The sequence below is a fragment of the Arthrobacter sp. SAFR-023 genome (assembly GCF_051965295.1).
Classification (GTDB): Bacteria; Actinomycetota; Actinomycetes; order Actinomycetales; family Micrococcaceae; genus Arthrobacter.
Genome location: NZ_JBQCMF010000027.1, coordinates 22,765 through 38,152 on the forward strand (window position 1 = coordinate 22,765; position 15,388 = coordinate 38,152).

Genomic DNA, 15,388 nt, shown 5'->3' on the forward strand with positions numbered 1-15,388 from the left:
TAGGAGCGCGGCCTCCCTCGGTCAAGAAGCAATATAGGTGGGCATCTGGAGGTGATTCCTTTGGTAACTAACCCCGGTACTGGAACTACGCTCGGAGCGGCCCTTGCGTTGCGCGCTGGAACTGCCAGCGGCGTCACGTGTGGCGCGGCGGATCGCCTTCAAGGCAACAGTCAGCAGCACCAACCATCGCCAGGCTCGAAAAGGACCCGGCCCCGAAGGCCCTCATCGCCAAAATCCGCTCCCTTAGCGCCGCCACCCGGCCCGAGCCCCGCTAACCCCCTGCAACCCGGACCGATAGGGGCCCAGCAGAGGCGTCATTGGCCGCGTCACGCGTGGCGCGGCCAATCGCCGTCGTATATTCTCTGCTGAGAAATGTGGTGCGCTTCAGCCCCACGCTGACTTGGGGGAACCACGCATGACGACTTTTGCTGCCCTGCCCGGACGTCCGCGGCGGGCGCTGGCAGGTGCCTGCGTCCTGGCAATGCTCGCCTTCGCGTTCCCCCCGTCGCCGGCAGCGGCAGCGGACGTTGCCATCACTGCGACCGAGGCGCCCACTGCCGAGGCGCCCACTTCGGAGGCGTCCGCGACGGCCGACTGGAGCGTTTCGCTGGAAGGCAGCCCAACTGTCAGCCTAAATCTCACTCCCGCATTTTCACCCGCCCCGCCGGCCGGAACGCTGACCTACCAGTACCTGCGCGACGGCATGCCGCACGTGGCTCCCAGCCCCCACCCGGGTTACAGGATCACCGAAGAAGACCTCGGCAAACGCATTTCGGTTCGCATTTCGGCCGCCCGCCCCGACTCCGCGGGTGAGGTGGTCACCTCCGCCGAGACCGAGCCTGTGCTTGGCTACATCAGTGGATCCGCGGGCGGCAGCGGCGAAAACCTACTCGGCGCCACACTCTATTTGGGCGGATCCGTGCTGTGGGCGCGGCCCGCGCTGGACGTGCCTACGGCAACCGGCCGTTCCTGGTTCCGCGACGGAACCCCGATCCCCGGGGCTGCGGGTGACGCCTACACGGTGACCGAAGCCGACCTCGGGGCCAGGATCACCGGGCGGGCAGAAATCACTGCGCCCGGCTACAGTACCTGGACGGGCACCACGGACTTTGGCACGGCCATCCGAGGGCACTTGCAGCTGGTCGCTGACCCGGTCATCACCTGGAACAGCGGAACCCCCTATGTGGCGTTCCCCGGGACAGTACTCACAGCGTCCGCTCCCGCCGTGCAGGCGCCGGCCCCCGCCGGGGTCACCTACAGCTACCAGTGGATTCAGCTCGACGCTCCATCAGGTACGCCCATCGCCGGGGCAACGGCGCCCACATATACCGTCCGCACGCAGGACATCGGCAAGGACATCCGGGTGACCGTCACGCCGGTGGCCGCAAACTATCTGGGACACCCCAAGCAGAGTGCAGCCATCGACAGCCTGAATATTCTGGGCCGGTTCACCGCGACGGCGGCACCGTCCATCAGGGGCACGGTCCAGGCAGGCCAGCTGCTCACCGCGGTCCCGGGCACCGCACCGTCGCCCGCATCCGACAGCGTGCAGTACCTCTGGTACCGCGACGGGATGCGCCTGACGGAGATCTCCACAGACCCGACATACCGCCTCACCGCCGCCGACGGCGGACACAAGGTCACCGTCAAGGCGTTCTACAACCGCGCCCGTTATGTCCAGGCGGCGAGCCCCGCCTCGGCTGCGGTCACCCCGCCGGGCTACTTCACCTTGGGCCTCACCCCCTGGATCACCGGCACCGCGGCCACCGGCTACACGGTGGCCGCCCGGACGGAGTTCACCGCGCCTGTTCCCGCCTCCTCAACTTTCCAGTGGTTCCGTGACGGCAGGGCGATCACGGGCGCAACAGGCTCCTCCTACCGGCTGACCGCATCGGACCAGCTGCGCCTGATCACCTTCAAGGTGACCTTCAGGCGGCCCGGCACAGTCACGGCCACGCAGACCTCCCGTGCAATCAGGCCCCAGGCTGTGTTCACGAAGCTTCCCACGCCGGTGGTGAAGGGCACCTTTGCAGCCGGCCAGGTCCTGAAGGCAACCACGGCCCTCCCCTACCCCGCCCCCTCCGCCGTCAACTGGCAGTGGCAGCGCGACGGGAAAAACATCCCCGGCGCCACGGCGTCCAGCTACCGGCTGACCACGAGCGACCGCGACAAGTTCATCCGGGTCCTGGTGGGCTTCAAGAAGCCCAACTACCTGAACGCCGTCCGCGCTTCGGCGCAGCGGTGGGTCCCGGGCCCCACCACGGTCCGCTGAAGAGCACCCGGGCTGCGCACCGGCGTCGTACTTAAAAGGCCAGCGGCCTATAGGGTTCGGTGCGGCCAAACGGCGGTGATTACCAGCCTGTCCCGGCCTTCAGCTTCTTTTCCAGCTCATCGGCCATGCTTGCGGCGTACGACGCGCTGAGGTGGTTGTTGTCCAGGTAAACGAACATATTGCCGATCTTGCCCGGACACGAGGTTGGAGTGCAGATGCTGTCAGACATGTCCAGCAGCGTCAGCCCTGGAATCCGGCCAACCAGGGGGCTGAAGGGCGACTGAGCCGGCATGGCACTTTGCCTGGGCGGGTTACAGGCAGGATCCTGGGGGCCCTTCGTCACGACGCAGTTCGACATGCTGTACGAAAACCGCGGGTTGTCGCGAATGCCGATGACGTCGATCCCCCGGGCCGTGACTGCCCGGGCCATCTCCTCATAACCGGGATTCAGCTTTTCCTCAGGCGATGAGGGACTGGCTGCCGTGGCTACCGTGAAGATGGCGTCCGGTTTGTGGTTGTCGAGGTATTGGTCCACTTCCCTATTGAATGCGGCGCATTCCGGCTTGACATCAGCCCCGGCAGGAGCATAAACACAGCCACCCCTGAGAAGTGAATACAGCTGCCAATTGTTCCGCTGGGCGATGGGTTTCAGCGCCCCCATCCACTGTTGGGCATGGGAATTGCCGATGACCAGCACCTTCTTGGCCGGCCGGTCAATCTCCTTAGATTGGCTGCATTTGTTTTCAAGCGCTCCCGGTCCGGGCGCCATGTCGCCCGTGCAGCGGATACCAAGGTTCGCCCAGTCTTTGGAAAGTTTCGCCGCGGACGGGAGGATTCCGGCGTCGGGATCCGCCCTGTCAACATAGCCGGGAAGAAGGGCTTTGGACCCCGGGTTGTTCCTCAGCGCTTCCCTGGCCAGTACCCGATCCTCTTCGTCCAGGACATACCGCCATCCGGCCAGCGGGACAGCCGCCACTGCTGCTATCGCCACGATGGCGATGGCGCCCCGGCGGCGCCTTTTGTCCGGCCATTTCCATTGGCGCCAGGGCGCCTCCACAAACCTCGTGGTCAGGAAGGCAAGAACCAGGGAAGTAGCGACCACCACGCTGCCTGAGAGCCAGCCTGCGTGGTCCTTTCCGGAGGCGATTAGGTATATGACAAGAACCGGCCAGTGCCAGAGATATAAGGCGAAGGAATTGTCACCCAGCCGCATGAGGAGCCGCGAGCTGAGGATGCGGTCCACCCCGAAGCGGCTTCCGCTCTGGCCCGCCACGATGACGGCCGCGGCGGCCAGCGTCGGCCACAGCGCAATGAATCCGGGAAAGGCAGTCTGGACCTGAAGGATCAGACCGCAGGCGAGCATCGCCAGCACACCTACCCAGCCGAGCACCACGCGAACCGGCCGGGACAAGAAGTCCAGGCCGGGCAGAACCAACGCCACCAGTGAACCGAGCGCGAACTCCCAGAGCCGGGCCCCCGTGTCAAAGTAGGCCTGCGCCTGGTCGGAGTAGGTGTAGAAGACGGAATAGGTCAGGGAGGCAACAAAGATGCCGCTGAACAGGTAGGTGAGGAGAACCCGGTACCGCAGCCCGAAGCCCTTTGCTGCAAGCGCCGCGGCGGCAAAGATCAGGGGCCACAGAACGAAGATCTGCCCCTGGATGGAGAGCGACCAGAAGTGCTGGAACGGGCTGGCCAGGCTGTGGTCCTCAGCGTAGTAGTCCACCGCCTGGGCCTTCAGCAGCCAGTTCTGGAAGTACAGCAGTGACGCCCACCCCTGCTCCAGGATGCCAAGCCAGCGGGTCTTTGGCACGAAGATGAGCGTGGCCAGCAGGGTTGCCGCAATGACCACCGCAGAAGCCGGCAGCAGGCGCCTGAAGAGATGCAGCCAATGGCGGATGAGGTCCATCGACCGTTCCCGGTAGAACTTGTTCGTGAACTGCAGCGTCATCAGGAACGCCGACACCATCAGGAAAACGTCCACACCGCCCGAAACGCGGCCCAGCCACACGTGGTAGGCCACCACCATGAGAACCGCCAGCGCACGGAGGCCCTGGATCTCGGGCCTGAACGACGTTTTTGCCGGTAACCGGGCAGCCTTGGCGGCACGGCGGGGTGATGCGGAGATTGTTTCGACTGACACTACTTACCTCTCGGGGGGTGCGCCCCTGGGTCGGGCAAACCCTCCTATGATACTTCCAATCCGCCGGGCCCGAGGAAGAAGCTAGGAGTGTTGCATGCCAGAAGGGACCACCCGGGAGGGTGGCCCCTTCGTCGCAGAGAGGTTATGCTCGCCGGCGTTCCCGGCGCCGCGGGCGCGCTGCCCCGACCAGCACAGTGCCCGCCAGCAGCAGGGCCGCGGAGGGCCAGATGAGGTTGGTGGACTGCGCGCCGGTCTCCGGCAGCTCGTTGATCTCGGCTTCCGGCTGTTCGGGCACGTCGACGACGATTTCAGGTGTTTCCGGCTGTTCAGGGATGTCGACGACGGGCACTTCCGGGCCCGCTCCGCCGGAACCTTCGCCGCTGTGCTTCTTCTGGTTCGTGAAGGTGCAGGTAACCACATCGCCCGGGTCAAGATCCAGAACCGCAGTGGCCCCTCTTAGGTCCGCGCCGCCGAAGTCCTCGCCGTCCCGGGTGCAGGTGAGGTCATCGAGGTTCCAGCCGGAGCGCTCCGGCTCCGAGATCCGCCATTTCCGGTAGGGTGACAGCCCCTCGAAAACCTCTGGCTCCTGCCTGTCGGTGAGCGTGAATTCCTGGACCACGCGGCCGTCACGGGACCACTGGAAGTCGAACTTTGTGGGGTCCTTTGCCGGATCGGTGACCTTGTCGATGATGACCGTGGCGGTCTGGGTATTTTCAAACGTGCAGGTCACGGTTTCTCCGCGGTCCAGGTCGATGACAACCCCGTGCTCCGACGTCCCCTTCCAGGCCTTGCCCTTCTCGGAGCTGGTGCAGGAGGGAGTGCCGGCCACGTAGTCCGGGTAGGAGTCCTTCTCGGCCACGGTGTACTTTCCCGGTTCGACGTCATTGAAGACTTTCCGGCCCTTGCCGTGGTCAGTCTCAATGTCGAAGTCCTTCCCCAGTTCCGAGGAGCCGCTGCCCTGCCGGCCGCTGCTCCTTGTACGGGTGAAGTGGAATAGGCCGTCTTCCCCGTCCACCTTCTTGACGATGACGATCCGTCCGTTCCGCTCCTTGTTCCGGGTGTTGGTCACAGCGCACTTGATGTCATCGCCCGCGTCGGGCGTGAAGCGGGCACCGGACGTGCCCTCGGATGCCTTTTCATGGCCGTGGCTGCCGTGACCGCTCCCCTGAACCCGGCACTGAACCTTTCCGGCCGTCCAGCCGTCGGGCGTCTTCTCAGTGATGCTGTAGCGCTGCCCGGGGACCAGCCCGTCCCAGTGGATTCGGTGATCGCTGCTGGTGGCGTACTTGGTTGCCTTCTCGCCGTGGGGTGACGGTTCGATGGTGAAGGGGAATGACCATTTGTGGTCCGCCCCGGCTCCGGCAACCTTCTTGGTGAGCGTCACTTCTGCGGACCGGGCGGTGTTGGTTACCGTGCAGTAGATTTTCTCGCTGTGCTTGGGAAAGGTGAGCCGGGTACCGGACCGGTGCCTGTCCGTGTCAGCAGCCCCGCACTCCAGATCTCCCCTGGACCAGCCGTCCTGTTCCCGATCTTCCTTCAGCGTGTACGTGCTTCCGGTGTCTAGGCCGTCAAAAGTCACGGTATCCTTCCCCGGCCCGGTGCCCGACGCCGTCTTGGACATGCGCGACCCCCCATGGTCCGGGGTCAGTGCGAAGTCGAAGGACCATTTGTAGTGCGCTGCGACACCCTTAACCGTTTTGCTGGTGACGATTGTCCCCGTCTCCGCCGAGTGCCCATCCCCATGTGTCTTACCCTCCGAGGCACTGCCGGTCTTACCTACGGCACCGGCATCCACATCGGCAGCATCTGCAGCGGCGCCCGGCGCTGCAGCATCCGTTCCCGGGAAGTCGTCCACGACTAAGGGGCCGCCGTCTTCCGGCGGCTCGGGGGAGGCGGCCGCCTGATCGCCTGCCGGAGCCGCTGCCGGGACGGGTGGGGCCGCCGGCTCAGATTCCGTCACGTCTGGAACTTCCGTCGCCGTCGGCACCGTGGCGGCAACAGCCGGTGTTGCGGGGGCCGGCTCCCGCGCGAAGGCCGGCGAGAAGACGGCGCATGATCCACCCAGGGACAAGGCGAAGGCGGTGAGCAGAACTATGGTGTGATGCCGGACGGTTCTTCCTGGGTGTGCTGGCTGATTCATCGCATCTCCCGATAGGCGGTTACCGAAAGCGCCGATGGCCGCGTTGGCCCAGCGCTGAACGGGTTGCCGCGGCAGCAACCGGCGCACCTGGCAACCAGACGGAAGGATTCACCCAGCCGAGAGTCCTTACAGGACTGACCCTACAAATTGATGGTTTCCCCGGGCAAGCAAACCAGATACTCTTTCTGCGCATTCGGAGATAATCGGGTACACGGGACAGCTTTACCGAGTAGCGCCTGGGTGCAAGACAGGTACATCCGGCCTAAAACGCGAGGTCTGCGCAGCCCCGCACCAGCCTGCCACCTCCAGCTGCCACCCTGCACCGCACCGGAAAATCCACTCCAAGCGGCCGGGTCCCGCCACCCCCAGTTTTGGTGGCCTGGGGCAACTTAAGCGCGGTCGTCGCAGTCTTTTTCCAAGCTGTGCTTGCAACGGTGGCTGTATTCCAAAATCGCAGGCCGCTCGGCGGTTTCGATTTTGGGCTGGACGGACCACGGGACATGACCCCATGATGCTCCGTCCGTCCGGTGCGGAACGGGGCCGGCGACGAGGTGCCTCCTGAGACCGGGCACCGGCCTAGACGTCGCCGGCCCTTTTGCCCGTGTTCGCCGGCCAGACATTCATCTGGAGGGCGTCGCGGCGGGGGGTACCCCGGGGGTACTCGAGGGACTGGTTCAGTTGCCTGTCCACACCGGGGCCGTGGCCCCCGGCAGGATCCAGACGAGGGACAACGCAAGGATCAGAATCACTGGCAGTACGCCGCGGACGATCCGTCGCCATCGTTTGCCGCTGGGGTCGAAGGAGACCGGGGCCGAGCCGAGGGGGGATTTTGAAGCTGGCTTTAACATTTGCGTCCACAATCCAACTCGAGAGTTCCTGTTGGGCTGCCCCGCCTCACCCGCGGTACCGGCTCTCGCCGGCTCTAATTCATGCATCGAGTTTACGAATTCGGGAGCTACGGTGCACGAGTGGTGAGTACTCGAATCCTATGCCAAGCAGCCACTTGGCTACAGAGATATGACAGACCGTTTCCGCAGCTCACACGGCAAAAGCAGGTAGCGAGGGCGGCGCCTGAGGGAGGCCTGATTCCGGGCTGCGAATTGCCTGTAAGTTGAGCCGGAGCCCTTGGTGGCGGCCACGCTGGGGCGTATCTTTCGAAGGAGAGGCGTTCCTCTTGATTGACCACGTGAAGCGGACCACCTCGTAAGTCGGAAGAGGCCAAAATGTCCTATTGGCGTGGTGCTGCGCTGGCCGCGGCGATAGCCGCCCTTCTTGGGGCTTCCGGATGCCAAGCAGCCAGGCAAGTGCAGGGTGAGCGGCAGGAACAGAACGAGGCGACCGTCCTGACCATGGCCACCGCGGCGGGACCGGAAAGCCGTGCCGCCCGCCAAATCCAGGAGTTCGCCCTGCAGGTGGCCACGCTGTCCGCCGGCGCCATTCACATCGAACCCGTGGTGCAGGCTGCCGCTGAGGAAGCAAGCGCCTGGAACCAGGCGGTCGCCCAGTCGACCGAGGGCGGCGACTTCGACATTGCCCTGATTCCCACGCCAACGTGGGAGTCCGAAGGCGTTACGTCTTTCAATGCGCTGTCCGCCCCCTTCCTCATCACATCAGATGAACTGGTCAGCCAGGTTGTGGCACCGGCCACGGCGGACGGGATGCTGGACGGCCTCAGGCAAATCGGGCTCACGGGGCTCGCGCTCCTTCCTGACGCTCAGCGGAGGCTGTTTTCCTTCGCTGGACCGGTTCTCACACCGGCCGATCTCGCAGGGAAGGTGGTGCGTGCCCCGAGGTCGGCGACCAGATACGCAGCACTGAGCTCATTGGGAGCCACTCCACGGGCGTTGACGGGAGATTTGTTTGCTGAAGCACTGGCAGGCGGCGCCGTCCAGGCAGCGGAATCCTCCTTCGCCCGGGCAGTGTCTTTCCCCACAGGAACCATCACCACCGGCAACCTGCCGCTTTACCCGAAAATCAATACGCTCGTCATCAATACCGCCACGTTCGGCCGGCTCTCCGCAAACGAGCGGCGCATCGTGCAGGAAGCGGCCTCGCGGATCCGGGAGGCCGCCACAAGAGCCATGAATACCGCCGACGAAGCCTTGGCCTACTGCCAAAAAGGCGGAACGATCGTAAACGCGACGGAACAGCAGGTGGCGGCATTCCTGGCCGCCGTCGGCCCCGTTTACGCCCGCCTGGCCAATGATGCCCAAGCGATGGCCGTTATCAAGAAAATCCGCACGTTCAGCGGAGCTTACGCGCCGAAACCTCTGGCCGCATGCGGCCCCGAACGCGGTGCCGGCCACTAGGATGAGGCCAACGTCTGTGACGGAGCATGTTTTGCGCCGGGTGACCGGCCTCACGGTTCTTGCAGTAGTGGCAACCGCTGCGGCCCTGGTAGTCCTTGCGTTCGTACTGTCCGGCGTCACCGGGAAGCAAGTCACCGGGAAGCAAGAGGAAGCGAACAAGCCAAGTCCCGGCACCGGCGATGCCGGCGACCACGCGTGGTTCGGACCGTACTTCGATCTCACCCTTGATCCTGCCCACCGGTTCGCCGAGCGGCCCCTGCACGGCCAGGTCACCACCGTTCTGTCCTTCATCGTGGCCGATCCTGCCAACCCGTGCGAACCATCCTGGGGCGGCCTCTACGACCTGGAGCAGGCGAATGGGAAGTTGGACCTGGACGGCCAGATTGAGCGCTACCGCAAGGACGGCAATGACGTCGCGGTCTCATTCGGGGGCCAGCTCGGGGCTGAGCTGGCCAACGCCTGTACTGACGCCGAGGCCCTGACGCGGGCCTACGCAGCTGTCATTACCCGCTATGGGCTGGACGTCGTCGATCTGGACGTCGAAGGCGGGGCCCTGCCCGACTCCGCGGCTGCCGAAAGGCGCGCCACCGCTCTCGCCCGGCTGCAGGCCGGCCGGGGGCAAGACACGCCCCTGAAAGTCTGGCTGACCCTCCCCGTTTCCACTGACGGGCTCACCGCCGAGGCGGAGGCGACGGTTGCCACCATGCTTCGCGCCGGAGTGGACCTTGCCGGCGTCAATATCATGACGATGAATTTCGGGCCGCTTCACGCTGGACAAAGCATGCTGGACGCGTCCATCAGCGCTGCCAACGCGACTCACCGCCAAATGACCGCATTGTATGAGCGGGCAGGCCGGCCCATTACCCCCTCCCTGCTCTGGAAAAAGATCGGACTCACCCCCATGGTGGGCGAGAACGATGTCAGCGGCCAGGTCCTGAATGTGGAGGACGCACGGGGACTCAACGGCTTTGCCTTGGAGCGCGGCGTTGGGCGCATGTCCATGTGGTCACTCAGCCGGGACAAGGCCTGCACTTCCTCCGACAGCAGGGAAGCGCCCTCCGGTCCGTCGCCCTTCTGCAGCGGAGTGAAGCAGGAAAACGGGATGTTCGCCACCGTCCTGGGCAACGGATACACCGCCTAGCGATGCCTGTACATTCCGGCGCAACGGTCAGTCACGCGGCGGTCAGTCGCGCGGCAGTCAGTCGCGCGGCAGCTGAACAGTGACACAGGTTCCGGTTTCCGGACTCGACTGCACGTCCATGTGGCCCCCCGCCGCACTGACCACGCGGTGCAGTTTCCGCAGTCCGCCTTCCGCCGGTTCCCCTGAGAGCAGGCCTTTGCCGTGGAAGCCGATTCCGTCATCCTGAATGCAGACCTGAACGGCGCCGGGAGCTGCCTGCAGCCGGATTTTGACTTCGCGGGCCACGGCATGGGTCAGGATGTTGCGGAACAACTCGTCCGTGGCCCTGTACAGCAGGATGGCAGTTCGCCTGTCAATCTCGGCGTCGGCAGGCCCCACGTCCAGCGCAACCATGAGCCCCACCGACCGCATCCGGGCTGCCAGCCGATCGATCACTCCTCCAAGGCCGAGGGCATGGAAGTCGAGTGGATGCGCGTCCTGAAACCCGTTGGAGGCAACGAGCACTTTCACCGGGTTGGAATCAATCATGGCAACCACCAACTAATTGCGACATTCAGAACTCAGGGAATCATCATGACCCGTTTCCCTTGGAATTTCCGTGGAATTCCGTGAAGGTTCCACAGGACGCTGGGCCGGCCCCACCCGTTTGGGTGGAGCGGGAGCCATTACGCCACGCGCGGCGCCCGCCCGACCTGCCGGCTATTGCCTGACGAGGGTGTCCCCGTATCCGGCGTCGCACATTCCGTCGTGGATTACACCCTCGCCGGGCGCCACCACATAATTGCTCGCCGGGTTGAAAACCGCCGTATGAACGGCGGTCACGCGACCGGCGCAGCGGTCAGCGCCAGCCGCGTCCGTGCTCTGGCCGCCGATCCACATGTCGATCCAGATGGTGGAGTTGGTGCCTTGGGCATTGGCGCCCTGGTGGCAGGGGCCGTTCTCGGGATCGTTTCCGTCACCGCACGTGTCCTCAACGATGAAGTAGCGGCGCACGTCGGGCAGGTAGATCCGGGTACCGGCAGGAACGTCGAGGACATCCTCGCCTGTGGCCAGTGAGTGCCCTACCGCAATAGTGACCGGGTCAGCATATGTGCCGGTTCCGCCGGCGGTCCGATGCAGCACCGGATGGCTGATCGTCGCCGACCCTTCCGGAGTGTTGTCGTACCACGTGTAGGCCGTCGTGAAGGCAGTGCTGACAATCTTTTCCGGGGACGCCTGCGTAAGGGGCGCCGGCGCCGCCTTGGGGACAGCAGGGGCCGGCACGGCGCGCTTCGGGGACCCTGCCGGTGCTGCTGCGCGGGCCTTTGCCGCTGCCCGCTTCGCTGCCTTCCTGGCTGCGGCCACATTCTGGGCTGCCGCCGTCTCTGCTGCTGCCACCTTGGCTTTGGCGGCCGCGACCCTCGTCGCCTTGGCGGCTGCCACCGCCTTGGTTTTGGCCGCGGCGACCTTCTTTGCTTTGGCGGCCGCGACCTTCGTCGCTTTGGCGGCCCTGGCCTTCGCGGCCGCGACTATCTGTGATGTGCCGACTTCCGGCCCGCTGCTGTAGCGGTCCTCGACGCCGGCATTTGCCAGCCGTGCCGGTGCCGAGGATGAGCTGGGGGCGGGGGTTCCGGCCCCGCACGCCGACGTGGCAAACAGAACCGAGAGCATGGCGGCGGACAGCAGATATTTCCTGCGCATGGGAACTAAATCCTCTTTGGGGGATGCGAAACGGGCAGGCCGATGCGAAACAAGTCCTGCCCGAAAGGTGGGTCCGGCATGAGGCGAAGCCAAGCGAGGAACCTCGCAGCCTACCACACGAAGCAGCATCCGGGATGTTCCGAAGGTCGTGTGCGCCAACCGGTGACCCAAACGTTACATCACGGCGCAAAAAGCGGCCAAATCCCGGCGCGTCGTGACGGGCTCGCCCACGCGTAGTCCCGTGGCTGGTCTCCTTGCTGGCGTCCGGAGCCGGCTTACTTGGTGGCCAGTTGGTCGCCGTACCCTGCGTCGCACTTGCCGTGGTGTATCACGCCTTTTCCCGAGGCCACCGCATAGTCGGCCCGCGGGTTGAAGACGGCGGTGCGCACACCCGTTACCTGCCCAGTACAGCGCCGGGCTAGTGAGCTGCTTTCCCCCTCGCCGCCGATCCACATGTCGATCCAGACGGAGCCCCCGTACTCCTCCGCTCCCGAGTGGCAGGGACCGTGCTCCGGAGTGGGCCCGTCACCGCACGTGTCTTCCACGATGAAGTATCGCCGCACATTCGGGATATATATCCGCGTGCCGGACGGAATGTCCAGGACATCCTTCCCCGTCTCCAAAGAATGCCCGACGGCGAGGGTCACGGGATCCTCGTAGGTTCCGGTTCCGCCGGCTTCGCGATGCACTACGGGGTGACTGATGTCGGGTGAGGCCGCGGGTGTGTTGTCGAACCAAGTGTAGGCCGTCATATACACATCAGGCACGATCTTCTCATCCGAGGGCCGCGCCGGAACACTGGTGCAGGCGGAGACCGGCAAGGCCAGGCAAAGCAACACCGCCGTCAGTACAGCTGATTTCCGCATTCGGCATCTGCCTCGTCCAGGGTTCTGTGATCCGAGGTGAACGTTACAGTTGGCCGCGCGGCCGCGCTACAGAGGGCCAGGAATTAACAGGCTATTCAGAGGAAGTTGTCCCGACCCTTCTGGCAGAAGGGCACACCGCCCGCCTGTAGGCACTCGGGGTGAAGCCCAGGTACTTCTGAAAGTCATTGGTCAGGTGTGCGTGGTCGGCGTATCCAAGCTCGGCAGCTATCGCTGCCAGGTCCGCTGACGGATCCTGCCGCGTCCGCTCGGCAGCGTCCTGAAGCCGGCGACGGCGGATCAGCGCGGCAGGGCTGAGTCCGATGTACTTCCTGGCCACACGTTGCAAAGTCCGCTGCGAAACCGCCAGTGAGGACGCCGCGTCCTCCACCCGGACCACAGAGGCGTCCGACCCCATGACGTCCATCAGCCGGTTGGCCAGCAGCGCCTCGTCGGACACCGCAGTCCCTGCAAGGCAAGCCAGCCAGCGCACAAAGGCATCCACTGCCCGCTCCCGGCGGGTATCGCCGTCGTGCGTGTCCATGGCCTCCGCGACGGAAAGCTGCAGTCCTTCCGCAGCCACGGCCAGTTCCGTGTCCCGCAGGTTGGCGGGATCATTGGTGAACAGCGGCACGGCCGCCGGCCGCAGCAGCGCACCAACCGCCCAGCCGCGTCCAGCCAAATCCCGGTAGCTGGCCCGGGTGGTTGGGCCGGAGTAGACCACGCCGTCAGGCTGCACCACGAGGTTGGAGCCCGGGTACGCGATCAGCTGCTGGCGGGAGGTGCGGCCGGGCCCGACGTCCCACTCGGGAATCCAGAACCACTGGACGAGGTCCGCCACGGGGGCCGGGGCCGGAAGGCGGCGGAAAGTGGGAAGCCGGGCCGGGTAAAGGATCCCCTTGAACGAACTCTCCATAGGTCCCTTCAGACTGTCGCGAATCTCCAAGCGCCGCCGCTGGCCGGGCACGTAGCGTCATAGACATGACAGATACTACAAGCACCGAATCCGCCACGGCCGCCCACGGAGAGCACACCACGCACGGCATTCCGAACGGCCTGACCAGCCTCACGCCGTTCCTTGCCGTGACCAACGCCAGGGAAGCGCTCGCCTTCTACCAGGACGTGTTCGGCGCCCGCGTGGCAGGCGCCACGGAGATGGGCGGAGTGGTGGTCCACGCTGAACTCGACTTCGGGAACGGCCACCTCCAGCTCGGCGAACCCAACCCCGAATACCACCTGGTTCCGGCGCCGGAGGGTGAAAATGACTGCTACTCCCTTGGCCTTTACTGCCCGGACGCCGACGCCCTGGTGCAGCGCGCAGCACAGGCCGGAGCCACGATCCGCGAGCCGGTGGCCACGTTTGTCTCCGGCGACCGCTACGCCAGCATCCGGGACCCCTTCGGCGTCCGCTGGTCCATCATGACCCGTGTGGAGGACCTCTCTGAAGAAGAAAGCAACCGCCGGGTCGAGGAATGGGCGGCGCAGCAGGGCTAACGCCGGGACCCGCATCCGGGGTGGCGGATGCGGGCCCGGCAGTTCAATCCGCCCGATTAGACCGCGTTGACCCTGACGGTACGGGTGGCGAGCACCTCGGACGTGAGCCAGTGCAGGAATTTGATGCTGATGGTGTATTTCCCTGCAGCCGGCGGGCGCAGCAGGAAGTCGAACTTCTCCGCGGCGCCGGACCTGATGACGTTGGTCAGGAGCGGCTGGCCCGCCATTGACGGCTGTACCGCAGGACCTGTGGGGTTGGGAGTGTTCCAGAAGGGCCGGCCGTCGTGGGCGATCAGTTCGGCAATTTTGGCCGGCCTGCCCGCCGCATCCGTGATGGTGGTCAGCGTGGGGAAGTAATCCACGTTCAGCATGCGCACCAGGGTGGGATACTTGCCGCCCCGGACCACGTTGGCCCGCATCTGGGAGATGGCCCAGACTACGTCATCACCCTTGGGCCGGTTGGGGATGTTGCCGCCGATGAGGAAGAAATTTTTTGGCTCGAAGCGGTTGAGCCCCGCATCCTCGCCGTTAAGCCCTGCGGCATGGTTTAGTTCGTGCCACCGCGGATCAATGGAATAGGGCGCGATCAGGGTTTCCGTGGCGATGTCATACAGCGGACCTTCAAACGAATGACGCCGGGTCCCGGCGGGCGCCGGCATGGCCGGGTTGGGCGGGGGATCGACGACGATGGGACCGAACATCCCCATCTGGACGTGCAGCGGGGTGTTGACGTGGCAGTGGTAGAAGTACGTGCCCGCCGCACCCCGGTTGGGATTGCCCCGTACAGCTACATCGGTTCTCCACTGGTAGGTGTAGTGGCCCGACACCTCGAAGGACGTGTGGCCGACCCCGTCGTTGCGGGGGTCCGGCTCAATGCCGTGCCAGTGGATGGTGTGGACCCGCTTGCTGGGCTTGAGGGTGGCCTGGAACAGGTCCCCCTCCTGCATCCGCACAGTGGTTCCGGGGATCTGGCGGCCGAACTTATTGCCCTCGAAGCTCCACATCTCGTGTTCCGAGCCGTCAGGGAACTCGAACTTCCTGTTGAAGAAGTCCATCTCGAGGACGACCTCGGGCTTCAGCGGAAACTCGGTTTCCGGGCTGCCCTCGTGCGGCTGGTCCGACGAGAAGTCCACCTGGCTACGGAATGTGTGGTGCGGGTCTGCCGCCGTCGGCGGACTGCCTTCACTGGGGGCGGGCTGGCCGGCCAGCACCCAGTCCGCCACCAGCCCGCCGGGGTACAGCCCGCCGCGCGCCGTCTGGGACGGCTCCGCATGGCAGTGCATGGGGTAGGTCCAGTCCTCGTTCCTGGCGTTCCACACCTGATCCACAGTGTCCGGCGGCCGCCTGAC

The 15,388-nt window shown here is 65.1% G+C and carries 11 protein-coding genes; 4 read left to right on the forward strand and 7 right to left on the reverse strand.

Features of this window, described 5'->3' with window-relative positions; genetic code table 11:
• Positions 1 to 415 precede the first annotated feature (415 nt).
• Positions 416 to 2,272 (forward strand): hypothetical protein, encoded by a 1,857-nt coding sequence (locus ACTHQX_RS20795; protein ID WP_440159150.1) that lies wholly within the window; start codon positions 416 to 418, stop codon positions 2,270 to 2,272.
• Between the two features lie 79 nt (positions 2,273 to 2,351).
• Here ACTHQX_RS20795 and ACTHQX_RS20800 read toward each other — a convergent pair whose 3' ends face one another.
• Entirely contained in the window at positions 2,352 to 4,412 is a 2,061-nt protein-coding gene (locus ACTHQX_RS20800) for an acyltransferase family protein (RefSeq protein ID WP_440159151.1), read from the reverse strand.
• 142 nt (positions 4,413 to 4,554) lie between these two features.
• A complete protein-coding gene (locus tag ACTHQX_RS20805; protein ID WP_440159152.1) occupies positions 4,555 to 6,372 on the reverse strand; it encodes a prealbumin-like fold domain-containing protein in 1,818 nt (605 codons plus the stop codon).
• A 1,484-nt stretch (positions 6,373 to 7,856) separates the two neighbouring features.
• Between ACTHQX_RS20805 and ACTHQX_RS20810 the strand changes: the two genes are divergently transcribed.
• Positions 7,857 to 8,861, forward strand: a complete 1,005-nt coding sequence (locus ACTHQX_RS20810; RefSeq protein ID WP_440159153.1) for a TRAP transporter substrate-binding protein — start codon at positions 7,857 to 7,859, stop codon at positions 8,859 to 8,861.
• A 16-nt stretch (positions 8,862 to 8,877) separates the two neighbouring features.
• Entirely contained in the window at positions 8,878 to 10,002 is a 1,125-nt protein-coding gene (locus ACTHQX_RS20815; RefSeq protein ID WP_440159154.1) for a chitinase, read from the forward strand.
• A gap of 57 nt (positions 10,003 to 10,059) precedes the next feature.
• Here the strand turns inward: ACTHQX_RS20815 and ACTHQX_RS20820 are convergent, their stop codons facing one another.
• The 4 genes from ACTHQX_RS20820 to ACTHQX_RS20835 form a co-directional block, all read right to left on the reverse strand.
• A complete protein-coding gene (locus ACTHQX_RS20820) occupies positions 10,060 to 10,530 on the reverse strand; it encodes a sensor histidine kinase (protein ID WP_440159155.1) in 471 nt (156 codons plus the stop codon).
• A 171-nt stretch (positions 10,531 to 10,701) separates the two neighbouring features.
• Entirely contained in the window at positions 10,702 to 11,682 is a 981-nt protein-coding gene (locus ACTHQX_RS20825; protein ID WP_440159156.1) for a hypothetical protein, read from the reverse strand.
• Between the two features lie 275 nt (positions 11,683 to 11,957).
• A complete protein-coding gene (locus ACTHQX_RS20830) occupies positions 11,958 to 12,434 on the reverse strand; it encodes a hypothetical protein (protein WP_440174661.1) in 477 nt (158 codons plus the stop codon).
• Positions 12,435 to 12,639: 205 nt separating this feature from the next.
• Positions 12,640 to 13,461, reverse strand: a complete 822-nt coding sequence (locus tag ACTHQX_RS20835; protein WP_440159158.1) for a helix-turn-helix domain-containing protein — start codon at positions 13,459 to 13,461, stop codon at positions 12,640 to 12,642.
• A gap of 65 nt (positions 13,462 to 13,526) precedes the next feature.
• Here ACTHQX_RS20835 and ACTHQX_RS20840 point away from each other — a divergent pair, with 65 nt between their 5' ends.
• The gene (locus tag ACTHQX_RS20840; protein ID WP_440159159.1) at positions 13,527 to 14,039 is read left to right on the forward strand and encodes a VOC family protein; all 513 of its coding nucleotides are present in this window, start codon (positions 13,527 to 13,529) and stop codon (positions 14,037 to 14,039) included.
• Positions 14,040 to 14,095: 56 nt separating this feature from the next.
• Here ACTHQX_RS20840 and ACTHQX_RS20845 read toward each other — a convergent pair.
• Positions 14,096 to 15,388 (reverse strand): multicopper oxidase domain-containing protein (locus tag ACTHQX_RS20845; protein WP_440159160.1); only part of this gene is annotated, 1,293 nt, incomplete at its 5' end.